Raw genomic sequence first — 23570 nt, forward strand, 5'->3', positions numbered from 1 at the left:
TGACCAACAGAAAAACAAGGGAACAGAACCAGTCTTAAGATTCAGATGGTACCAGTTTAAAACCAGCTGGCTCTGGTACCACCCGTTTGATTTAACTGGTACTAAGGGAGCCATTTTTTTCTCGCTAACATCATCTGGAACATAGCGATAACGTGTTGCCAAAAGGAACTTGCAACATGAGTACGCCCCAAATACCTACGTTTTAGAGAGCCCGATATGGATTGTATTGCTAACAAAACATTGCTTAATGCCACCTGTGGTCCTGATGATGACGCGATTGCCGTTATCAACCCGGCGACAGACACCGTGATTGGTTATATACCGTCGCTTCAGACCTCAGATATCCATGACGTTATCGAGAAATCTAAAGTTGCCCAGAAGCTATGGGCAGCAAGGCCTGCGGCTGAACGGGCTAAGTTACTGACCAGGTGGTACGAACTGGTCATTGAAAACAGTGATGACCTGGCACGAATAATGACTCTTGAGCAGGGTAAGCCTCTGACGGAAGCGAAAGGCGAAATCATCTATGGTGCATCCTTTATCCAGTGGTTTTCCGAAGAAGCCAAACGCACTTACGGTGATACTATTCCAGCGCCGACCGACAATAAACGACTGATGACGATTAAGCAGCCAGTGGGTGTTGCCGCAGCTATCACCCCGTGGAACTTTCCGACAGCAATGATCACCCGTAAAGCCGCACCAGCGCTGGCAGCAGGGTGCAGCTTTATCACCAAACCAGCCAATCAAACGCCTCTGTCAGCCTATGCGATCACCGAACTGGCATACCAGGCCGGTATCCCTCAGGATCTGTTGGTGATGGTGAACAACCACTCCTCTGTAGCGGTAGGCGATATCTTCTGTAGTCACCCGGATATCAGAAAGCTGTCTTTTACCGGCTCGACTCAGGTGGGCAGCCAGTTAATCAAACAGTGTGCTGACAGCGTTAAACGCACCTCTATGGAACTGGGTGGCAATGCTCCGTTTATCGTCTTCGACGATGCCGATATCGATGAAGCGGTAAAAGGCGCGATTGCCTCCAAATTCCGTAATGCCGGACAGACCTGCGTCTGTGCCAACCGCTTTTATGTGCAGGATTCGGTCTACGACCAGTTTGTCGACAAGTTCGTCGACGCTGTCGCCGCACTGAAAGTCGGTAACGGCATTGAACCCGGCGTACAGATCGGTCCACTGGTTGACAGCAAAGCCAAAGAAAACGTCCTCGGCTATATCACTCAGGCTAAAGAACAGGGCGCAACGGTCGCTTATGGCGGGGAAGACTTAGGCGGATTATTCGTCCAGCCAACCATTCTGACCGATATCACTCAGGATATGGATATCGTTCAGACCGAAATCTTTGGTCCGGTCGCTCCAATTATCCGCTTCAGCGAAGATGACGAACTGATCACCAAAGCGAACGATACCATCTACGGACTGGCCAGTTATTTCTATACCCGCACCCTGAACCGGGCATTCCATATTGCAGAGCAACTTGAATTCGGCATGGTCGGCATTAACGAAGGCATCATCTCCAATGAAGTGGCACCTTTCGGCGGGGTAAAACAGTCCGGATTCGGCCGGGAAGGTGCCAAACAAGGCATTGATGAGTACATGAGCATTAAATATCTCTGCTTCGGCGGGCTGTAACTGCAACCGAACGGACATTTTCAACTAATTACGTTTAAAGGAATACCGCTATGACAAACACTGAATGGCAGGCTCGCAAGGACAAGGTTGTCGCCAAAGGCATGGCAAACCTGAGCGCGACTTATGCAGCGACCGCAAAGAATGCAATTATCACTGATGTGGAAGGCAAAGAGTACATCGACTTCGCCGCCGGCATTGCAGTAAACAATACCGGACACTCACACCCGCAGATTGTGGCTGCCGTACAGAAACAACTGGAAAACTTCAGCCATACCTGTTCTTCGGTCACACCATACGGCAGCTTTGTTGAGCTGGCAGAAAAAGTGGTCGAGAGAGCCCCGGGCGATTTCGATAAAAAAGCTATCTTCCTGACCACCGGTGCTGAAGCCGTAGAAAATGCCGTTAAGGTGGCCCGAGCTCACACCGGTCGTAGCGGTATTATCGCCTTTAATGGGGGGTTCCACGGCCGAACCAATATGTGTATGGGTCTGACCGGAAAAATGGCACCGTACAAAATCGGATTCGGCCCGTTCCCGAATGAAATCTATCACCTGCCGTTTCCAAATGCCTACCATGATATCTCCGAGCAACAGAGCCTGGATGCATTAAACGATCTGTTTACCTGCGATATCGAACCAAGCCGTGTGGCTGCCATTATTTTTGAACCGGTACAGGGCGAAGGCGGCTTCTATCAGGCTCCGGCGACCTGGGTAGCCGAACTGCGTAAAGTGTGTGACCAGCACGGTATCGTCCTTATTTGTGATGAGATCCAGACCGGCTATGCCCGAACTGGCAAGATGTTTGCTTCGGAGCACTTAGGTATTATCCCGGATATCACGACAATCGCGAAAGGTATCGCTGGCGGTTTCCCTCTTTCTGGTGTTGTTGGCAAGGCAGAGATCATGGATGCAGCAGTACCCGGAGGTTTAGGCGGCACCTATGCCGGCTCACCACTCGCTTGTGTTGCTGGCCTGGAAGTTATCGATATTATCGAGAAGGAATCGCTCTGCGAACGCGCAGAACAGATAGGTACTCTTTTCCGCGAGCAGCTGATTGCTCTGCAGCAAGATGTGCCCCACATCGGTGATATTCGCCAGATTGGTGCAATGATCGCAATGGAATTCAGTGATCCGGAAACCGGTGCGCCACTTGCTGACCTGACCAAGGCATTGGTTCAGAAAGCGAATCAGGCGGGAGTAATACTGCTTTCTTGCGGTATAAAAGGAAACGTTATCCGATTCTTACCACCACTGACCATAGAACCAGAACTGGTTCTGAAAGGCTTAGATATCATTAAGACGGAACTGCTGAAATTAATCCGCTAACCCGTCTGATTTAAGTGGTCGTTCTGGTCTGAATGCGATAACCAGCAGACGAGACCAGAACCCCATGCTTCAGAGCTATATACAGATTGACCCCAGTGATAACCGGACGCTGCAGGATCAGATCCGCGGCAGTATTTCTCAGGCGATTTCTGAAGGTTTTATCCCCAAAGATACCTGCCTGGTTTCTTCCCGAAAGCTGGCCCAGAGCCTGAAAGTCTCCCGCAACACGGTATTAAGAGTTTACGAACAGCTTACCGAAGATGGCCTGCTGGTTCCCGTAGAGCGCAAAGGTTACTTCGTAAATCCCGAGCTGGAACTATCCCCAAAAATGGAAGCAGTACCTGCTGCCACGTCTCAGGATAACCTGAACTGGAACAACTACCTGTTGACGGATCCGGAACAGCTTAATCATGAGCAACACAGCAACCTGAGCAATACCCCTTACCAATTTATTAACGGTCTGGTCGATGAGAAGCTGTTTCCCGCCTCGGAATGGCGAAAATGCAGTATCCAGTCACTGAACCGGGTCAACAACAAATCGTGGACCTCAAATGACTGCAACTACAACGATCTGATCGAACAGATCCGCACCCGGGTACTGCCGAAACGAGGCATCTTTGTCAAACCGGAGCAAATTGCGATTACGTTTGGCTGCCAGAACAGCCTGTATCTGATCTCCAAGTTGCTCGTTTCCCGTTACAGCACCATTGGTATGGAGAACCCCGGCTACCCGGAAGCGCTGCAGCAGTTTCAGACCCGTCGCGCCAGTATCATCCCCATTGATGTCGACCGGCAAGGGATGCAGGTCGATGAGCGTCTGGACCCCTGTCAGCTGGTTTACACCACGCCAAGTAATCAGTTTCCGACGACTGTACGCCTGTCGACAGAGCGGCGTAAAAAGCTGATGGAGAAAGCAGAAGAGCAGGATCTGCTGATCATTGAAGATGATTTCGAGCACGATATCAGTTATATAGAAGATCACAGCCCCGCGCTGAGAGGGGAATATAACAGTGAGCGGATTATCTATATTTCCAGTTTTTCTTCAACCATTGCGCCCGGATTACGGCTGGGCTATATCGTGGCGTCTGAGCCACTGATCAAACAGATAAAGTCCCTGCAGATGCGTACCCACAGCCTGCCCCCCAAAAATAACTGTCAGACAATGGCGCTGTTTCTCAGCCTTGGTTATTACGATGCGCTATTGCAGAAAATGCTGAAGCGGTACCGGGAAAAATGGCTGACGATGGAAAAAGCGCTGAATTACTATTTTCCTCAGTCCGGCGTGATTCCGTCACTAGCCGGTACGTCATTCTGGATTAATTGCAAAGAAGGTTTTGATGCCCCTAAACTACAACAACTGGCGGAAGCTCACGGTATTCTCATCAATTGTGGCAGCCGTTACTACATCGCAGGAGCCAAAACCAACAGTTTTCGCCTGAGCTTTCAGTCCATCCGTACCGAGCACATCCGCGAAGGAATCAAGCAGTTATCAAAACTGGCGAAACGGATCCTGCCGGTTCCCCGGCTGGAAGAAACTGCAGGCATAAGGCTCAATACACAACGGATTCGTGAGTTACTGTCCGGGTGTGCCATCTTCACTCAGGACTGCTTTAATATCCCCTACCGGATAACATTCCAGCCCGACGGTAAAATGACCGGGATCTCTGACCGGCCTAACGATGTGGATGAGGGCTACTGGTGGGTGAAAGACAATAAGCTCTGTTACCAGTGGCGCAACTGGCAGTTCGCCGATACCCGGACACTGACCATTATTCAGGATGGTCACATTCTGAAACGCTTTGGCGAGGATGGATTTTCTGTCGGAGAGGCTTCGCTGGTTGAGCCTTCTCAACCGGCCAGATAAAAAAAGACCCGGAAACACTCCGGGTCCAAAGGCCCTTCAGAAAAATAGAAGGTAAGAGCTACAATAAAAACAGGTATTTACAATTTGTTCAGGTGGTTATGCCACCAGAGCGGCCGCTTCACGGGTCAGGCGAGCCAGCTCTTCCCAGTCACCCGTTTCAATCAGTTTTTTGTCCACCATCCAGGTGCCGCCACAAGCAATCACTCGGGGGATCGCCAGATAATCGTTCACATTTTTCGGATTCACACCGCCGGTTGGCATAATTTGAATATCCCTGTACGGAGCCAGTAAAGACTTCAGCATCGGAATACCGCCGGACGCTTCCGCCGGGAAGAATTTCAGCGTGGTCAGCCCCATTTCCAGTGCCGCTTCAATAGTGCTTGGGTTATTAACACCAGGAACAATATCAATGCCGATTTCCTGACAGGCTTTCACCGTATTAGGATTAAAACCCGGAGAAACCACGAAAAAGCTGCTGCAGAGCATGGCAACTCACCCCAATGCCGGTGGTGTGCTGGTCATCGGTCTTGGTTGTGAAAACAATCAGATAGAACCATTTAAAGCCGGACAGCCAGAGCATGATGAATCCCGCATGCGCTTTATGGTCGCACAAAAACATGACGACGAAATTGAACAAGGCGTGAAGCTGCTTGGTGAGCTACTGGAAACCATGCAGCAGGATAAACGCGTACCCGGCACGCTGTCCGAAGTGAAGTTTGGTCTGGAGTGTGGCGGCAGTGATGGTCTCTCCGGCATTACAGCTAACCCGATGCTGGGCGTATTCTCTGATTTTATGGTTTCCCATGGTGGCACAACGGTACTGACAGAGGTTCCGGAAATGTTCGGTGCAGAAACCATTCTGATGAACCGGGCTGCCGATGAAAAAGTCTTTAACAAGCTGGTGGATATGGTCAACGGCTTTAAAGAGTACTACCTGAAGCACGGACTGCCGGTCTATGAAAACCCATCACCAGGTAATAAGGCTGGCGGGATCACCACGCTGGAAGACAAATCTCTCGGCTGTACCCAGAAAGCAGGCTCCAGTCAGGTGATTGATGTCATCGGCTATACAGAGAAACTGACTAAGCCGGGGCTGTCATATGGTGCTGTTCACCACCGGACGCGGTACCCCTTACGGTGGTTTTGTGCCGACAATGAAGATCGCGACCAACAGTGAACTGGCACAGCGCAAACCCCGCTGGATTGATTTCGATGCCGGACAACTGGTATCAACCGAGATCTCGATGCTGGATCTGCTAAAGCAATTTCTGGACAAGCTGGCGGCCGTCGTCAGCGGAGAAGCCACCCGGAATGAAAGCAATAATATCCGGGAACTGGCTATCTGGAAAAATGGTGTGACGCTATAGCTCCAATATCATAGTACCGACATCTCCACTGGGGCATGCCTTCTTGTCGTAGGGCATGCCCCCTTTTTCTTCCAGTCGATTTTTACCCTTCACTCGACATTTCTCCCACTGCACGCCCCCTCATTCTGGCGTAGTAAAACTTGCTTTAATGGGGCCAATCCACCAGACTCAGGAGCTATACCAACAACAAATACGATAACGTATATTCAGGCTTTTATAATCTTGCGCTATGACAACATTTATTCCGGCGAAGGGATTGGCTAACCCGCACTTACAAACGCTGCTGCCCAGATTCATCCGTAAAGCACCCCGCTTCCAACCTGTCATTCAGACACTGGAAACACCCGACGGTGATTTTCTGGATCTTGCCTGGAGCGAAGAATGGATGAACGGATCTGCAAATGAAAAGCCTCTGTTTATCCTGTTTCACGGTCTGGAAGGCAGCTTTCATAGCCCTTACGCGAATGGATTAATGCACGCTTTCGCGGAACAGGGCTGGTTGGCCGTGATGATGCACTTTCGGGGCTGTAGCGGCAGGGCTAATCGTCTGGCCCGGGCTTATCATTCCGGCGAAACCGACGATGCGCGCTTCTTTCTGAACTATCTGCACCAGCACTTCCCAAAGCAGAACAAAGTCGCATTAGGCGTCTCTCTGGGTGGCAATATGCTGGTGAATTATCTGGCCACCTACCGCCATGATCCTCTGGTCGATGCCGCTACCATCGTCTCGGCACCGCTGGACCTGGCCTCCAGCTCTCAGCGCATTGAGCAGGGATTCTCCCGGGTATACTGCCAATATCTGCTAAACTCACTGAAAAAGAATGCCCTGAAAAAAGAACCGCTGCTGCATGAATCTCTGGGTATTCAGCGCACTGACATTACCGGCCTCAAAAGCCTGTATGCGTTTGATGACGTTATTACCGCCCCACTGCACGGGTTCACCAATGCCGCCGATTATTACCGGCAGTGTTCCGGTATTCACGTGCTGGACAAGGTCGCTGTGCCCCTGCAAGTCATCCACGCACAGGACGACCCTTTTATGACCCAGCGGGTTGTGCCGGACTTTCGCCTGCCGGACAACATTCATTACCGCCTGTTTAAGCATGGCGGGCATGTGGGGTTTGTCTCCGGCTCTGTAATACAGCCGGTGTTCTGGCTCGAGCGGGCAATGCCCGCTTACTATCAGCACCTAAACGCAGATGTGCATTAAAACGCATCGCAACACTTAAAATCGTAATAGAGAGAAGTCATTATGATAATACCCTGGCAACAGATTGACCCGGATACACTGGATAACCTGATCCGCGAGTTTATCCTGAGGGAAGGCACCGATTACGGTATGGAAGAAGTCTCTCTGGATAAAAAAGTCGAACAGGTCAGAAACCAGATTGAATCCGGTGAAGCAGTCGTACTGTTTTCGGAACTTCATGAAACTGTGGATATCAGATTAAGAAAGGACTTACAGGAATAACCTATGTCAGCCAAGCACCCTATCATTGCCGTAACCGGTTCGTCAGGAGCCGGAACTACAACCAGTGCAGAAGCATTCCGTAAAATGTTTAATATGATGGGAGCCAAGGCCGCATGGGTAGAAGGAGACAGCTTCCACCGCTACACCCGCAGAGAAATGGACGTAGAGGTGCAAAAGGCCGAAGAACAGGGTAAGCACATCAGTTATTTCGGCTCTCAGGCCAATGACTTCAAGGCACTGGAACAATTCTTCCGCACCTTTGGTGATGAGGGAAAAGGCCGGTTCCGCCGTTACCTGCATACCTTTGACGAAGCCGTACCCTACAACCAGATGCCGGGCACCTTTACCCCCTGGCAGGATCTGCCGGAAGATTCCGATGTGCTTTTTTACGAAGGATTACACGGGGGGGTCGTCGACGGTGACATCAATGTCGCTCAGCACGTCGATTTTCTTATCGGAATGGTGCCTATCGTTAACCTGGAGTGGATTCAGAAATTTGTACGGGACACACAAGACAGAGGCCACTCAAGAGAAGCGGTTATGAACTCGATTGTCCGTTCTATGGATGACTACCTGAACTACATTACCCCTCAGTTTTCCCGTACCCATGTTAATTTCCAACGCGTTCCAACGGTAGACACCTCAAACCCATTCAGCGCGATGGCAATCCCAAGCCTTGATGAAAGCTTCGTGGTTATCCGCATGCGGGGCATGAAAAATATCGATTTCCCTTATCTTCTGGCCATGATTGACGGTTCTTTTATGTCCCGGCATAACACGCTGGTAGTCCCCGGAGGCAAAATGAGCTTTGCAATGGAGTTGATTATCCGCCCGGCTTTACAACAGCTAATAGAGACCGGCAAGATAGGTTAATTTAGGGTAATAGCTCAAAATGATTTCCTGTAGAGTGATCATGTGCACGTTTTTGCCTACTGCGTCACAAAAATCAGGCGATCAAAATCAAGAAATCGTTTACAAAAAAAGGTAATATTTTTAACTGAAATTAAGTAGCTTGCAGCCTGACCCAATACCTCCTATGCTAGATAGCTTTGAGGTAGTAGCCAAGGGAAGGCTGCTGAGCGTACCCTGCAGATAAAGTGAGATAATTATGGTTCTAGGTAAACCGCAAACTGATCCAACATTAGAATGGTTCCTTTCACACTGTCACATTCATAAATATCCATCTAAAAGTACGCTGATTCACGCCGGTGAAAAAGCAGAAACACTGTACTATATCGTCAAAGGTTCTGTTGCTGTACTGATTAAAGATGAAGAAGGTAAGGAAATGATTCTTTCTTACCTGAACCAAGGTGACTTTATTGGTGAACTGGGTCTGTTCGAAGACGATCAGGAACGTACGGCGTGGGTTCGTGCAAAAACTCCTTGTGAAGTAGCAGAAATTTCTTTCAAAAAATTCCGTCAGTTGATCCAGGTTAACCCTGATATCCTGATGCGTCTTTCTGCACAGATGGCTCGCCGCCTGCAAGTGACCAGCCAGAAAGTCGGTGACCTTGCTTTCCTTGATGTGACTGGCCGTATTGCCCAGACACTACTGAATCTGGCAAAACAACCGGACGCCATGACTCACCCGGATGGTATGCAAATTAAGATTACCCGTCAGGAAATTGGTCAGATCGTAGGCTGTTCCCGTGAAACTGTTGGCCGTATTCTGAAAATGCTGGAAGAGCAAAATCTGATTTCTGCACACGGTAAAACTATCGTGGTTTACGGTACCCGTTAATAACGTACTGTTAACCATTTATTAAAAAACGCAGCTTAATAAGCTGCGTTTTTTTATTCCGAATGACGGCTCAATTAAGATTCCGACTCTGTCTCTTCCGGTTCCTGATAGACAATTTCTTTAAACTCATACGTTGAGCGATTAGAAGATTCGTAATAGGTCCGGCTCATGATCTCCGCCAGAATACCCGTGGTAATAAACTGAATCGCCATCACAATCAGCAGTACACCGATGATCAGCATCGGGCGGCCACCAATCTCTTCACCCAGAAGGAACTTCTGGAAGCCAAGAATCAGCATCATTAGCGCACCGATACCACCGCACGCCATACCAATCGGACCAAAGAAATGGGACGGACGAGTACGGAAGCGCATAAAGAAGATAACGGAAATCAGGTCCAGGATAACCCGGTATACACGCGAAATCGTGTACTTAGACTCACCGAACTGTCTCGCATGGTGATTCACTTCCACTTCTTCGATACGTTCTACCGGTACATGAATCGCAACCCAGGCAGGAATAAAGCGGTGCATCTCACCATACAGTTTCACATTACGAATAACGCTGCCGCGATACACTTTCAGGCTACAACCGTAATCGTTCAGCTTAACGCCGGTTGTTTTACCGATCAGCCAGTTTGCAATACGTGACGGCACTTTACGGATCAACATATTGTCTTTACGGTCTTTACGCCAGCCAACCAGCAGGTCCAGGTCCCGGTCAATCAGGCGCTGTACCATTCTCGGAATATCAGCAGGGTCGTTTTGCAGGTCACCGTCCAGCGTTACAATGTAGTCACCCGCAGACTGTTCTATACCAGCCTGCATCGCCGCCGTCTGGCCGAAGTTTCTCTGCAGGGCAATCAGACGGATATGCTTACCGTACTCCTGCTGCACCTCCATGGCGACATGCAGAGTTCTGTCAGAACTGCCGTCGTTAACCAACAGTAATTCCCACTCGAAGCCAGCATCTTTCAGCGATTCATCAATCGCTTTAACCAATGGCCTGACACTTTCTTCTTCATTGTATACAGGTACAACAACGCTAACTACGTAGCTTTTATCAGCTTCGGAAATACTGTTCCCCGACATATTAGGTACTCTCATTCTGAATTTGTGGTATACTAATCAAGTTTTTAATTATACCGCATTTCTCATGTCCCGAGCAATAAAACACCGTTCGTTACTGCTTTCCGTATTGACGTTTATTACTGTTATCCTTGCGGTTCATTTTATCTGGGGCTGGAATACCCTTCTTTCGTTCTGGAAAGCGATTCCGACGCAACACATACTGGCGTTTACCCTGCTTTACTGGTTTAGCTATCTGGTACGCAGCTACCGGATTTCCACCTATTTCCAAAGCTCGACAATCAGACTTCCGACAAAAATTGTCCTGCCATTAGTGATTAAGCAAACATTCTGGGCCAACCTGTTGCCAGCAAAAGCCGGGGAAATTTCTTTCCCTATTCTGATGAAAAGAGCCTTTGCCACACCTTATTCTCATTCGGTTCCGGCACTGCTGGTACTGCGCCTGTTTGACGCCTATGTTCTGGCTTCCATTGCCGTTGCATTAATCTGTTATACCCAGTTTAGCTACTTAACCTGGATTTGGTTAACTCTGGCCATTTTTATTCCTCTCTCCGGTACGTTCCTGCGTAAACACTTTATCTGGCTGACATACCGCTACCGGAAATACAAAAAAGCCCGTTTCGTCTGGCAGATCCTGACCAATATTCCCAGTACTTATGGGAAGCTACTGAAAATAAGTGCGCTTTCCTGGCTGAACTGGGGAGTGAAAATACTGCTCTTTGCCGCCCTGCTGGCCAGCATGACACCATTCACTCTGGACCAGACCACCTTCGGTGCCCTGTTTGGTGAAGTCTCCGGCATGTTACCCAGCTTACCGGGTGGCTTTGGCAGTTATGAAGCCGCCGTCTCTTTCGGTCTGATGAGTAACGGCGCTGATAGTGATATCATTACTAAAGCAGAATTAGTGGCAGCAGCCGTTAACTCGCACTTTTTTATTCTGTTTAATTCTATATTCGGCGCAATCATCGTATTTATGTTGCCAGCCCGCTCAACGACTCTTGAGAAAAACTATGACAACTAACGATAATCAGGCTTCAATGCTCAAGCCTTTGCTTATCATCTTCCTGGCCATTTCTGTTATACGTGCGTATTTCCTGTCCATAAGCAGCGTTGACCTGTACGTGGATGAAATTCAGTACTGGTGGTGGTCAAAAGATCTGGCCTGGGGGTATTACTCAAAGCCGCCGATGATTGCGGTGTTACTGTCGCTGGTCACCGGGATCTTTGGTGATTCCGTTTATACCATCAAGCTGGGTGGGATTCTGGTTTATCCACTCACCAGTTACGTCATCTATTTACTAGGGCGACGACTGATTTCCGAAAAAGTCGGCTTCTGGGCTTCCGTGCTGTTTATTACCCTGCCCGGTGTTGCATTTTCTTCCACCATCACCTCCACCGATGTTTTGCTGTTCCTGTTCTGGAGCAGTGCCATGCTGTTTTTTATCCGCAGTATTGATTCCAATGCCTGGAGTGACTGGCTGATCTGCGCCGTTATCTGCGGACTGGGTCTGCTGACCAAATACAATATGGCGGTGTTCTCTCTGTCTGCATTGGGTTATATGCTGTTTTTCGGTCATCAGAAACAGCTGACCAATCCGAGGCTCTGGGTGATGGCGGTTATTGCATTAGCCATTCTGACCCCGAACTTCTACTGGAACTATCAGAACGATTTTCCAACCTTTTCGCACACTGCCGGATATGTTGAAAATGGCGGCCTTCGTCCGGATAAGATGATCAGCTTTATCTTTGAACAGGCAGGAATTATCGGCCCGGTCGGCTTCATCGTCATGTGGTGGTGGTTCATTAAGGGGGATAAGCCAAGAAACCTGTTGCTGACATTCAGCCTGCCAATGCTGATCATCATCAGCCTGGTTGCGCTACAAGGTAAATATAACTCCAACTGGGCGGCACCAGCTTATGTCGGCATTATTATTGGTCTTGCGCACTTCCTTCAGCACCGGAGAAAATGGTTAATCGCGATGCTGGCCACAAATCTTCTTCTGAATATGGTGGTTTGGCTTGCCGACCCGATCATACAGGCGAGCGGTGCACAATTGCAGGCAAAGCACGATCCGTTCAAACGGGTTCGGGGCTGGAAAGCCTGGGGCGAACAAGTGAAAACCTACCTTGATCAGTATCCGGATCGTCTGTTGATTGCCGAAGGCAGAGAAGAGATCACGGAAGCGATGTTTTATGCGATGAATGGGGATGACGAGAATATCAAAGCATGGAGCCCGAGCAGCCATATTTCCAGCCACTTCCAGCTGACCCGCCCTTATACTGGTGACGAGCAGGAAGCACTAGTCATTACAGGTGAACTGAACGATGCGTATTGGCGTCAATATTTTAGCCAGGTTGAAGCGCTGACCGTTTTAACCAGACAAGTATCGACAGACCGCAAGTACCAGTACAAAATCTATAAGGTAAGTGGATTCCTGGGGTATGAATAATATGTTACAAGGAAAGTACGCACCTGTGGGTGTGGCTACCATCGTCATTCTTTTATTGTCTGCCGCCATCCGGCTACTGAATCTGGATTTGCTGGTCAGCGGACTTTTCTACGATGCCGCCGGAAATACGTTTCCTTTAAAAGATAACCTTCTGACGGTCTTTTTCTACAATACGATTCCGTGGGCGGTCACCGGTAGCCTGCTGTTTTTCCTCGCCTACCCGTTCGTGGCCTATTTCAAAAGACCGGTACGTAAGTATAACCGGCTCGTGTTAGCTCTGTTTCTTTCTCTGCTGATCGGACCGGGGCTGATTGTGAACTCCATCTTTAAAGATAACTTCGGCCGCCCCCGTCCATCTCAAAGCATTGAATTTGGCGGTACAGAACCACACCGCGCGGTACTGGAAGCCAACTGGGGCAATAAAGGGCCTTCTTTTCCGTCCGGACATGCCGCGACACCACTAGCCTTTTTGGTACTAGCTCTGGCTGCACGTCGCCGTGGATATAAGACGCTGGCAACAAATCTCACCTATGCACTGGTGTTCTGGTATGTTGCCGTGAGCCTGGCCCGTATCGTCGCCGGAGGACACCACCTTTCGGACGTGGTATGGGGAGGCTATTTCTCTTTTGTCTGCGCCTGGCTGAGTTACCAGTGGATATATAACCGCACTAAATAAGCCTCACCCCTAAGTCTTATACCATTCAGACAAAGTATCTGATCATCTGAATGAATATGGTGGAACAAACGTACTTGGGCATGGATGCCCAAGTTTTAGCGTACAGGGATGTCTTGAGCGGTTTGTGGAATCATATTTGTTCAGATCAAAGACTTTTCCCGTTTAGTATTAACAGGTATTCCGAAGATAGATTATTTATCTTTCCTCAAATAAAAAAGGGTGAGCCTTCCGGCTCACCCTTTTATTTTTCAATGAGTTATGGCATCACATCATGCCCGGCATACCACCCATGCCGCCCATGCCACCCATATCAGGAGCACCAGCGCCATCTTTAGCAGGCAGGTCAGAAACCATTGCTTCGGTAGTAATCATCAGGCCAGCAACAGAAGCTGCGAATTGCAGTGCTGAACGGGTTACTTTTGTCGGGTCAAGGATACCCATTTCCAGCATGTCACCGTATTCTCCCGTTGCTGCGTTATAACCGTAGTTAGCTTCACCGCCTTTTACGTTATTCGCTACCACTGAGTCTTCATCACCAGCGTTGGCTACGATCTGACGTAGTGGAGCTTCCATCGCACGTAGTGCAACACGGATACCCACGTTCTGCTCTTCATTGATGCCTTCAAGGTCAACCACTTTAGAAGCTGCACGGATAAGCGCAACACCACCACCGGCAACCACGCCTTCTTCAACAGCCGCACGGGTTGCGTGCAGTGCATCTTCTACGCGATCTTTCTTCTCTTTCATTTCAACTTCAGTTGCTGCGCCAACTTTAATTACCGCAACACCACCAGCCAGTTTCGCTACGCGCTCCTGAAGTTTTTCTTTATCGTAGTCAGACGTTGCTTCTTCGATTTGCTGACGGATCTGAGTAACACGACCGCTGATCATCACTTCTTCACCAACACCGTCGATAATCGTGGTGTTTTCTTTGGTGATAGTGACACGCTTAGCCTGACCAAGATCTTCCAGAGTTACTTTTTCCAGATCCAGACCAACTTCTTCAGAGATAACAGTACCCGCAGTCAGAATAGCAATATCCTGCAGCATAGCTTTACGGCGGTCACCAAAACCAGGTGCTTTAACCGCAGCCGCTTTCACGATACCACGCATGTTGTTCACAACCAGAGTAGCCAGCGCTTCACCTTCAACATCTTCAGCAATGATAAGCAGAGGACGAGAAGCTTTTGCTACTGCTTCCAGTGTTGGAAGAAGTTCACGGATGTTCGATACTTTTTTGTCGATCATCAGGATGAATGGGTTTTCCAGATCAACGCTGCCCGCTTCCTGATTGTTGATGAAGTAAGGAGACAGGTAACCGCGGTCGAACTGCATACCTTCAACAACGTCCAATTCGTCCTGAAGAGCCTGACCTTCTTCAACAGTAATAACACCGTCGCGGCCTACTTTTTCCATCGCTTCTGCAATGATGTTACCAACGGTTTCATCTGAGTTTGCAGAGATAGTACCAACCTGAGCGATCGCTTTGGTATCAGCACATGGTACAGACAATGTTTTCAGCTCTTCTACTGCCGCTTCTACGGCTTTATCGATACCGCGTTTCAGGTCCATTGGGTTCATGCCCGCGGCAACCGCTTTAAGGCCTTCCATCACAATTGCCTGAGCCAGTACAGTCGCTGTTGTGGTACCGTCACCAGCCGCATCATTCGCCTGAGAGGCCACTTCTTTAACCATTTGCGCGCCCATGTTTTCGAACTTGTCTTCCAGCTCGATTTCACGCGCGACAGAAACACCATCTTTAGTGATCGTCGGAGCACCGAAAGATTTATCCAGTACTACGTTACGGCCTTTAGGGCCAAGAGTTACTTTTACTGCGTTTGCCAGAACGTTTACACCTTCCAGCATTTTGATTCGTGCGTCATTACCAAATTTAACGTCTTTAGCAGCCATCTTTTATTTCCTTTAAATTTCGATTCTGTTTCTGTTGAAAAGTGAATTACTCAACGATTGCTTATTATTCAACGATAGCCATGATGTCATTTTCAGACATGATAAGAACTTCTTTACCGTCGATTTTTTCAGTTTTGGTGCCGTAGCCTTCTGAAAAGATAACAGTATCACCAACTTTAACGTCCAATGGCTGTACTGTGCCGTTTTCCAGAACGCGGCCCTTGCCAACAGCCAAAACTGTACCGCGAGTTGATTTTTCAGCAGCAGAACCAGTTAACACGATGCCGCCGGCAGACTTTGATTCAACTTCCTGGCGTTCAACGATAACACGGTCATGTAAAGGACGAATATTCATCGGTCGTCTCTCCTGATTAAATTTCCATTATTAATGTAGGTTAGGTTACAACAGACAATGCATATTTATTGTCTTGTGAAACTTATGTGGGGGCATGAGAAGCAATCACAAGGGGAGCCGTCAGTTTTTTTGTGATCTGCTTTTAGAATTTCTGTATTCTAAAGCACACATAGCCGCAATGCTTAGCTGGTATACTGTTAACAAGGATCCTGTTACTTCGATGACTCATATACACTGATGGCTTGCAAAAATTGCGATACTCACTGGTTCTGGAAAAAGATAGGCCGGTGTACCCGCTGTATGAAACAGCTGACTTTTCTTTCCATACTAGGCTGGCTTGTCTGGTGGTTTGGCTTTCGGCTGCACCCGAAAAGCGTTGAAGCGGTTGCCCTGTTGTTTGCGACCCTGGCCTTCAACGGACTCCTGTTGCTACACCTATGGTTTCGCTTTATTCAGATTCCTTTGCGGCAGAAATACAGAAAGCAGCCAAGGCGTAAAAAATAAAAGCTCCCGATTGAAGCAGGAGCTTTCTTATTGCCATTAAATGGTTATCAACTCGCTATCAGAGCCAGGCGGAATTACTTCGCTAACCCCAGCGCTTCATTCATCACATGATAAATATAGTTCTGCTCTACCGCCCCCTGGAACAGGTAAGCCTGAGGACCACGGGCAAAAATCGCCACGTCTTCACCTGAGTGGGTTTCTGAACCAAATCGAACCAGTGACTGCTGCATGTAATCCAGCTGCATCGCTTCTTCCTGAGTCGGATTAGCTCGAGCCCCGTTCACCGCACTTGCACCGTTACCATAGGCAAGGGTCGTATAACGCTTACCAAAGTCATCCGTATTGTATTTGCCGCCCTTTTTAGACAAACCAAGGATCGGGTTACCACGATCAGAATAACCGTTCATGATGAGGGTGTGTGCGTGGTCAGCAGTAACAATGACCAGCGTATCTTCTACGTTGGTTTTATCCAGTGCCGCTTTAATCGCATCATCAAAGGCAACCGTGTCTGCCAGTGCGCGCGCTGCATTGGTTGCGTGATGTGCGTGGTCGATACGGCCAGCTTCAACCATCAGGATGTAGCCCTTATCGTTCTTAGACAGAATATCGATCGCTTTCGACGTCATCTCTGCCAGAGAAGGCTCACCGTCACGGCGGTCGGCTTCATACTTCATATGGCTGCTTTCAAACAGACCAAAGGCGCGAGTAGTCTTTTCATCCAGCTTATCAAAACCGGCTTTATCATACACATACTGCCCGTCCGGGTGCTTTTGCTGCCATTCAGAAATCAGGTTACGGCCATCTCCACGCTTACCTTTTTTACCTTCAGGATCCACCACAGTGTTCGGCAGGAACTCACGGCGACCGCCACCAAATACCACCTGAAGACCATCACCTTTGTCGAAGTCGATTAATTGCTGAGCAATATCGACACAGCCCTGGTTTTTGGCAATGTTGGTCAGCTTAGTGTCGTTTTCCCAGTTACGATCCGCACTGTGCGCATAAGTCGTTGCCGGTGTTGCGTGAGTAATACGAGCGGTAGAGATAACCCCTGCAGACAAACCCTCTTCGGCAGCCAGTTCCCAGGCTGTCGTTGCTTCATTCCCGATAGCTGTATTACAGAAACCACGGTGCACATTGTCATCTACACTGATCACACCCTGTTTGCTTTTCACACCGGTGACCATCGCTGTTGCCGTACCGGCAGAGTCAGGGATCTGAGAGTTTGTGTTATAAGTTTTAGACAATGCCATGTGTGGAAGGGATTCCATTGTCAGGCTATACTCTTCACCCAACAAACCACGACGCTGACCTTCAAAGATACGCGCTGCCGTCACGGTGCCGATGCTCATACCGTCACCCACAAACAGAATCACATTCTTCGCCGGTTTATCAATCGGCTTCATCGCTTTAGCTTTCGCGATTTTGGCTTCGGCATCGGAGTACCACACGTCATTTTTTTGTGGAACGTCCATTGCAGATTTAGTTACTGTGCTGCTACACCCAGGCAGAGACACTAAAATACCACTGATGGCTAAAGCCAGATAACTTCCTTTCACAACTGCTCTCCTAAATTATTATGTTGTTCTTCTGGGCGTGCGAGTGAATAGAGATAGAACCAGTACACACCCAATCAGGGCTACAGAGTAATAGGAATTAAGTAATATTAATGATCATTTCGATGAAGGTTATTTGAAGAGTTTGTGAAAAACGTAATAACATAACACTTGATAAATACGGAAGCGTGAGGAGATTTTACCGAAAGCAAGCAAGGCTGAGGATTTAAGACAAACGTAGGGTTAAAGAAAGAAAAAAGCCCCTACATCAATTCTGACGAGGGGCCTTCTTAGATTCATCTAAGAAAAAGCAGTGGTACTTATATGACCAGCCTTCCCTTAGTTGGTTCCATGAAAAGATCCTTTTTTTCTGTTTTTTTTCAAAAAAGATCTTTTCTCTGACAATTCCATGACTTAACGCTGTTATGCCACGCTGGTACGTAAAATGACCTGCTCACAAAGGTTAATTTCCAGAGCCACCTCATCACACGCATGAATACGAGGGCACTGATCGCAGTCTTTCAGCACTTTCTCCGGCAGTTGACTCTTAGAAGTCGGCAGGAAGTTATGTTGCATAAAGAATTCCGGTGTACGGGTCAGAACAAACACTTTCTGGATGGCCATTTTTCTCGCGCGGTCAACCAGGTGCTGCACAATCGCACTGCCCTGTCCCTGACGCTGCCAGCCCGGATCAATACCCAGTGAACGGATCTCAGCCAGACCGGAATCATACACATACAGTGACGCACAGCCTGTCACCTCACCCTGATGCTCAACCACAGCGAAAGAGCCAATATCACGGATAATCTCATTGCGTGAGCGTGGCAGATTTTCACCCATGGATGACCAGTAAGCCACCATGCTTTCCAGCGTATCAATGTCGGTCAGGCGAGCCGGACGAACCTTCACGGCAGACAGATCACGCTGATCAATACGCTGCTGCGCCTGATCCACGGCATAAGCCACTTGTTTTGGCGATACCCCACCCAGTGCAGAACGTTTTTCCAGACAGGATTCAATGGTCAGAATATCGTACACATCATCTTCGATGGCTTCCGAGAACTCTTTCAGCTCAGCAATGGACAGTTCTTCCAGTGCACAACCTTTGGCAATAGCGCCAACCACAGCCACACCAACGATATGGTGAGCTTCACGGAACGGAATGCCTTTCGCTACCAGGTAATCAGCCAGCTCAGTGGCGTTTGCATAACCCTGCTTAGCCGCTTCCAGCGTACGCTCACCATTCACCTTGATACCGTCGAAGCAAAGCGCCGCCATCTGCATGCAGTCGTTCCAGGTATCCAGCGCATCAAACAGACCTTCTTTGTCTTCCTGCATATCCTTGTTATACGCAAGGGGCAGCGCTTTGACTGTCATCATCATGCCAGCCAAAGAACCGTAGACACGACCACACTTACCACGGATCAGCTCCAGTGCATCCGGGTTTTTCTTCTGCGGCATCAGGGATGAACCAGAAGTCACCGTATCGGCCAGCTCAATAAAACCGGATTCGCCAGAGTTGTAGAAGATCATATCTTCTGACAGGCGAGAAAGGTGCAGCATAGAGATAGACGCAATAGACATCAGCTCCATCACATGGTCCCGGTCGGAAACAGAATCCAGACTGTTACGGGTCGCTCTGCGGAAACCAAGGTTATGTGCTAGCTCCTCACGATCCATCGGATAAGCGGTACCCGCCAGAGCACCACTGCCCAGAGGACAGGTATCCAGACGGTTGATGGCATCATTCAGGCGAGAGTAGTCACGGTCAAGCATCTCAACGTAAGCCAGACACCAGTGCGCAAACGTCACTGGCTGCGCACGTTGCAGGTGGGTATAGCCAGGCAGCACCGTATCCTGATGCTCTCTTGCTACTTTCACCATTTTTGACTGAAGGTTATCCAGAGCGATCAGCAACTGATGGCCCTGCTGACGACACCATAGCTTCAGGTCTGTCGCGACCTGATCATTACGTGAACGGCCGGTGTGCAGTTTTTTACCCAGATCGCCGACCTTATTGATCAGCTGCTGCTCAACCCAGCTGTGAATATCTTCTGCATGGGATTTCAGGATCTGTTCCGGATCTTCCATTACCTCAAGCTTCAGCTCATTCAGAGCCAGCTCAAGTTTCTGCTGTTCCTGCTCGGTCAGCACATTTACTGAAAGCAGCGCCTTAGACCAGGCGATTGAACCAACAATGTCCTGCTCAGCCAATCGGTAATCAAAGCGCAGTGAATCGTTAAAGTCTTTGAACCGTGTATCTGCTGCCTGGGTAAATCTTCCGCCCCATAGTGCCATTGTGTTATCTCCTGCTTCCAGATATATGCTTATTCTGCTTTTTTGTGCCCTCTTATTATTAAGAGGGCATACTTACTATATGATTATTATTTTTTTTGTGCGTTTAGTGTACGGATTCTGCTTGCCAGAGAGTACAGGCGGATAAAGCCTTCTGCATGACTCTGGTTGTATACTTCATCTTCACCAAAGGTCGCAAACTCTTCGCTGTACAGGCTGTTTTCAGAACGTTTCTGAGTTGCCGTTACCTGACCTTTATACAGTTTCACAACCACTTCACCATTCACATCCTGCGCCAATTCTTCTGTAGCAGCAAGGATTGACTTACATAGAGGAGTGAACCAGCGACCATCATAAACCAGGTGAGACGCCTTCACGCCCAGCTCTTCACGGAATTCGAAAGAGCTCTTGTCCAGAACCAGTTGCTCAACCGCACGCAGAGCTTCCATCATGATGGTGCCCCCCGGAGTTTCGTAACAACCACGAGACTTCATGCCCACCAGACGGTTTTCTACGATATCAATACGGCCAACACCATGCTTAACACCTTTATCGTTCAGGTTCATCAGTACCTGATACGGGCTCAGCTCTTCACCGTCAACCGCAACGATTTCGCCTTTCTGTACTTTAAGGGTCACATATTCAGCTTCGTCTGGGGCTGCTTCAGGGCTGTTCGTCCATGCCCAGCAGTCATCGTTTGGCGCATTCCAGGTATCTTCCAGTACACCACCTTCAGTAGAGATGTGCCATGCGTTTGCATCACGAGAGTAGATCTTAGTCAGAGAAGCAGTACATGGGATGTTACGCTCTGCCAGGTAATCCAGACACTGTTCACGGCTGACCAGATCCCACTCACGCCATGGGGCAATAACGTGCAGATCCGGTGCCAGTGCAGCAAATGCACCTTCAAAACGAACCTGGTCGTTACCTTTACCGGTACAACCGTGAGCCAGTGCATCAGCACCTACTTTACGAGCACACTCTACCTGAGCCTTAGCAATGATAGGACGAGCCATAGACGTACCCAGCAGGTACTTGCCTTCATAAAGCGCGCCTGTTTTCAGGGTTGGGTAGATGTAATCTGCAACCATCTCTTCTTTCAGGTCTGCGATATACACTTCAGAAGCACCTGACGCCATCGCCTTGTCTTCAATGCCGACCAGTTCATCTTCACCCTGACCAACATCGGCCACGAATGCGACCACTTCACAACCATAGTTTTCTTTCAGCCACGGAATGATCACTGATGTATCAAGACCGCCGGAATAGGCTACTACGACTTTATTTACTTTAACCTTGCTCATATTGTTTCTCTCTTCGTCTGTCCCGGACCTGATTTCCAATCTGAGTTGGCGGCGGTCAGTAAACCGGGGGTATTAAATTCTGTATTTAAATAAAGCTTCGTCATTAAGCCGATTGTGGCTGGAACTGAGTTCCAATGCTGCTGCCGGCAAACAGCTCGGTCAGTTTTTCCGGATAACGCCAGGTCGCCACTTCAATCGGGCGGCCCAGATCATTGGCCGCATCCAGTGCAGCCAGCACTTTCACAATCATACCATCTGTAATGACTTTAGCTTCAATCAGCTCATCTGCCAGTGTCTTATCCATGTTCGGAATCAGATGACCTTTGCCATCCAGAACACCACTGACGTCTGACAGCAAGACCAGCTCGGCATCCAGTGCGCCAGCCACAGCAACTGCGGCCTGATCCGCATTGACATTCATCAACTGGCCTTCAGCCGTGATACCGATAGAACTGATGATTGGCAAAGCGCCAGCCTGAAGGATGGCTTTTACCACATCCGCATTGCCCGCAGTGGCTTTACCTACGGCACCAAGTTCCGGGTCCAGCTCTTCTACCTGACACAGGCCACCGTCAGCCAGGCTTAAGCCAACGGCCGTCAGTCCGTTTTTAATCGCTTCGCCCTGCAGCAACTTGTTTGCCGTTCCTGCCAGTGCACCAGTCATATCGTTAATCTGATCGTAAGGGGTAACACGCAGGCCGTTCTTCTTCACCGTTTCCAGTTGCAGACGGGTCATCAGATCGTCTACCAGGTAACCCCCACCGTGTACAATCACCATCTGACGCTGTGCTTGCTGCTGATAAGCTTTAATTGCGTGGAAAAGGTGGGCCAGCGTTTCTGAACAAGACAGTGCTGCACCGCCTAATTTAATGACCAATGGTTTTAATACCTGACTCATTATTCTTCCTTACACTCAGATCAGTGAAGTAAGCGGCGCAAAGCCGTTACGGATATTCAGACACTGCATCGCATGGGTGGATGCACCTTTCAACAGGTTGTCGATAGCAGAAGCGACGATGACATGCTCACCCTGTACCTTCCAGCCGATATCGCAGAAAGGCGTAAACTGTACGTCTTGTACTCTCGGCATCTGCTGATGCTTCAGACGAACAGCCGGCTTATCTTTGTATGCTTTTACAAACGCCTGCTCGACCTGCTCTTCAGTGATGCCCTTCGCCAGTTTCATGGTGATCGTCGCCAGAATACCACGCTTAAAGTTGCCCAGATGCGGAGTGAAAATCACGTCACATCCCAGGTGTGACGCAATTTCCGGCTGGTGGCGGTGAGTAAACACGCCATATGGCTGCAGGCTGACTTCACAGAAGCTGTTTACCATGCTGGCTTTACGTCCTGCTCCGGACACACCGCTCACGGCACTGATCACCGGCCATTGATTCAGATCCAGAAAGTTCAGCTCAACCAGAGGCTTAATGGCCAGCTGTGATGCTGTTGGGTAACAACCCGCTACGGCCACCATGTTGGTGTTTTTAATTTCGGCCTCATTCCACTCAGCCAGTCCGTACACAGCGTTACTGAGCAAGTCTGAATATTTATGCTCGAAACCGTAGAAAGTCGTATAGAAGCTATCACTCTGCACCCGGTACGCGCCAGACAGGTCAAACACCTGACAACCGCCATCAATAAAGTAAGGAGCCAGGTCATGGCTCACTTCATGTGCCGTCGCCAGAAAAACCACATCACACTCAGCAGCAACAGCAGCCGGATCCGTCAAAGGCTGAACCGGCATATCGGTTACGCCAGCCAGCTTGCCGTGTAGCTCACTAATCGCCTTTCCTGCATCCACACTGTTGGCGGAAACATATAAACCTGTTAGCGTAAGCTCAGGGTGTTTCGTTACCAGCAGAGCAAGTTCTGCTCCTGTATAACCGCTGGCACCGATAATTGTGGTTTTTAACATCTCAACGCATCCAGTTTCTTTGATTACTCACTTATGTGAAAAAGTGATTATTCATACCTAAAATTTGTCATTATTTGATTTTCTATTCACAAATAATGATT

19 protein-coding genes and 2 pseudogenes are annotated in these 23570 nt (G+C 48.9%); 12 read left to right on the forward strand and 9 right to left on the reverse strand.

The annotated features are described in order from the left end of the window. Positions 1-216 precede the first annotated feature (216 nt). The 3 genes from DI392_RS09515 (at position 217) to pdxR (ending at position 4833) form a co-directional block, all read left to right on the forward strand. Positions 217-1644, forward strand: a complete 1428-nt coding sequence (locus DI392_RS09515; protein WP_109319675.1) for an NAD-dependent succinate-semialdehyde dehydrogenase — start codon at positions 217-219, stop codon at positions 1642-1644. Between the two features lie 50 nt (positions 1645-1694). Further along, positions 1695-2969 carry a 4-aminobutyrate--2-oxoglutarate transaminase gene (gene gabT / locus DI392_RS09520; protein WP_109319676.1) on the forward strand — a complete coding sequence of 425 codons (1275 nt, stop codon included), beginning with the start codon at positions 1695-1697 and terminating at the stop codon, positions 2967-2969. 64 nt (positions 2970-3033) lie between these two features. Beyond that, entirely contained in the window at positions 3034-4833 is a 1800-nt protein-coding gene (gene pdxR, locus DI392_RS09525) for a MocR-like pyridoxine biosynthesis transcription factor PdxR (RefSeq protein ID WP_109319677.1), read from the forward strand. A 96-nt stretch (positions 4834-4929) separates the two neighbouring features. On the opposite strand, the pseudogene eda reads toward pdxR, so the two are convergent. Continuing rightward, positions 4930-5301: pseudogene (gene eda, locus DI392_RS09530) on the reverse strand (bifunctional 4-hydroxy-2-oxoglutarate aldolase/2-dehydro-3-deoxy-phosphogluconate aldolase); the annotation flags it as partial. 16 nt (positions 5302-5317) lie between these two features. Here eda and DI392_RS09535 point away from each other — a divergent pair. From DI392_RS09535 to crp, 5 genes and pseudogenes are all read left to right on the forward strand, one after another. Continuing rightward, positions 5318-6200 (forward strand): annotated as a pseudogene (locus tag DI392_RS09535) (UxaA family hydrolase). Between the two features lie 229 nt (positions 6201-6429). Continuing rightward, entirely contained in the window at positions 6430-7410 is a 981-nt protein-coding gene (locus DI392_RS09540) for a hydrolase (RefSeq protein WP_109319678.1), read from the forward strand. 42 nt (positions 7411-7452) lie between these two features. Then, on the forward strand, positions 7453-7671 hold the full coding sequence (locus DI392_RS09545) for a YheU family protein (RefSeq protein WP_109319679.1): 219 nt from the start codon (positions 7453-7455) through the stop codon (positions 7669-7671). Between the two features lie 3 nt (positions 7672-7674). Then, the gene (locus DI392_RS09550; protein WP_109319680.1) at positions 7675-8544 is read left to right on the forward strand and encodes a phosphoribulokinase; all 870 of its coding nucleotides are present in this window, start codon (positions 7675-7677) and stop codon (positions 8542-8544) included. A 235-nt stretch (positions 8545-8779) separates the two neighbouring features. Next, a complete protein-coding gene (crp, locus tag DI392_RS09555) occupies positions 8780-9412 on the forward strand; it encodes a cAMP-activated global transcriptional regulator CRP (protein WP_100801026.1) in 633 nt (210 codons plus the stop codon). A gap of 74 nt (positions 9413-9486) precedes the next feature. On the opposite strand, the gene DI392_RS09560 is transcribed toward crp, so the two are convergent. Continuing rightward, positions 9487-10503, reverse strand: coding sequence for a glycosyltransferase family 2 protein (locus DI392_RS09560; RefSeq protein WP_109319681.1), 1017 nt, complete (start codon positions 10501-10503; stop codon positions 9487-9489). 64 nt (positions 10504-10567) lie between these two features. On the opposite strand from DI392_RS09560, the gene DI392_RS09565 reads away from it, so the two are divergent. The 3 genes from DI392_RS09565 to DI392_RS09575 are packed head-to-tail and all read left to right on the forward strand — an operon-like array spanning position 10568 to position 13626. Beyond that, positions 10568-11521, forward strand: a complete 954-nt coding sequence (locus tag DI392_RS09565) for a lysylphosphatidylglycerol synthase transmembrane domain-containing protein (protein ID WP_109319682.1) — start codon at positions 10568-10570, stop codon at positions 11519-11521. Continuing rightward, positions 11511-12950 carry an ArnT family glycosyltransferase gene (locus DI392_RS09570; protein WP_109319683.1) on the forward strand — a complete coding sequence of 480 codons (1440 nt, stop codon included), beginning with the start codon at positions 11511-11513 and terminating at the stop codon, positions 12948-12950. Before DI392_RS09565 ends, DI392_RS09570 begins: the two co-directional genes overlap by 11 nt. After that, positions 12943-13626: a phosphatase PAP2 family protein gene (locus tag DI392_RS09575; RefSeq protein ID WP_109319684.1), complete on the forward strand. Its 684-nt coding sequence runs from the start codon at positions 12943-12945 to the stop codon at positions 13624-13626. The genes DI392_RS09570 and DI392_RS09575 overlap by 8 nt, the downstream gene beginning before the upstream one ends. Before the next feature lie 264 nt (positions 13627-13890). Here DI392_RS09575 and groL read toward each other — a convergent pair whose 3' ends face one another. Together groL and DI392_RS09585 are read right to left on the reverse strand one after the other, a co-directional pair. Next, the gene (gene groL, locus DI392_RS09580; RefSeq protein ID WP_109319685.1) at positions 13891-15537 is read right to left on the reverse strand and encodes a chaperonin GroEL; all 1647 of its coding nucleotides are present in this window, start codon (positions 15535-15537) and stop codon (positions 13891-13893) included. A 64-nt stretch (positions 15538-15601) separates the two neighbouring features. Continuing rightward, positions 15602-15892, reverse strand: a complete 291-nt coding sequence (locus DI392_RS09585) for a co-chaperone GroES (RefSeq protein WP_109319686.1) — start codon at positions 15890-15892, stop codon at positions 15602-15604. 237 nt (positions 15893-16129) lie between these two features. On the opposite strand from DI392_RS09585, the gene DI392_RS09590 reads away from it, so the two are divergent. Continuing rightward, positions 16130-16396 (forward strand): DUF3624 domain-containing protein, encoded by a 267-nt coding sequence (locus tag DI392_RS09590; protein ID WP_109319687.1) that lies wholly within the window; start codon positions 16130-16132, stop codon positions 16394-16396. A 74-nt stretch (positions 16397-16470) separates the two neighbouring features. Here the strand turns inward: DI392_RS09590 and DI392_RS09595 are convergent, their stop codons facing one another. The 5 genes from DI392_RS09595 to argC all read right to left on the reverse strand — a co-directional run bounded on the left by DI392_RS09595 (position 16471) and on the right by argC (position 23469). Beyond that, on the reverse strand, positions 16471-17955 hold the full coding sequence (locus DI392_RS09595; protein ID WP_109319688.1) for an alkaline phosphatase family protein: 1485 nt from the start codon (positions 17953-17955) through the stop codon (positions 16471-16473). 420 nt (positions 17956-18375) lie between these two features. Continuing rightward, the gene (gene argH, locus DI392_RS09600) at positions 18376-20250 is read right to left on the reverse strand and encodes an argininosuccinate lyase (RefSeq protein ID WP_109319689.1); all 1875 of its coding nucleotides are present in this window, start codon (positions 20248-20250) and stop codon (positions 18376-18378) included. 86 nt (positions 20251-20336) lie between these two features. Next, positions 20337-21551 (reverse strand): argininosuccinate synthase, encoded by a 1215-nt coding sequence (locus DI392_RS09605; protein WP_109319690.1) that lies wholly within the window; start codon positions 21549-21551, stop codon positions 20337-20339. Positions 21552-21654: 103 nt separating this feature from the next. After that, on the reverse strand, positions 21655-22449 hold the full coding sequence (gene argB / locus DI392_RS09610; protein WP_109319691.1) for an acetylglutamate kinase: 795 nt from the start codon (positions 22447-22449) through the stop codon (positions 21655-21657). 15 nt (positions 22450-22464) lie between these two features. After that, complete coding sequence (gene argC, locus DI392_RS09615; RefSeq protein ID WP_109319692.1) at positions 22465-23469, reverse strand: N-acetyl-gamma-glutamyl-phosphate reductase; 1005 nt, start codon at positions 23467-23469, stop codon at positions 22465-22467. Positions 23470-23570 lie beyond the last annotated feature (101 nt).

It is taken from the genome of Vibrio albus (assembly GCF_003144035.1).
GTDB classification, from domain to species: Bacteria; Pseudomonadota; Gammaproteobacteria; order Enterobacterales; family Vibrionaceae; genus Vibrio; species Vibrio albus.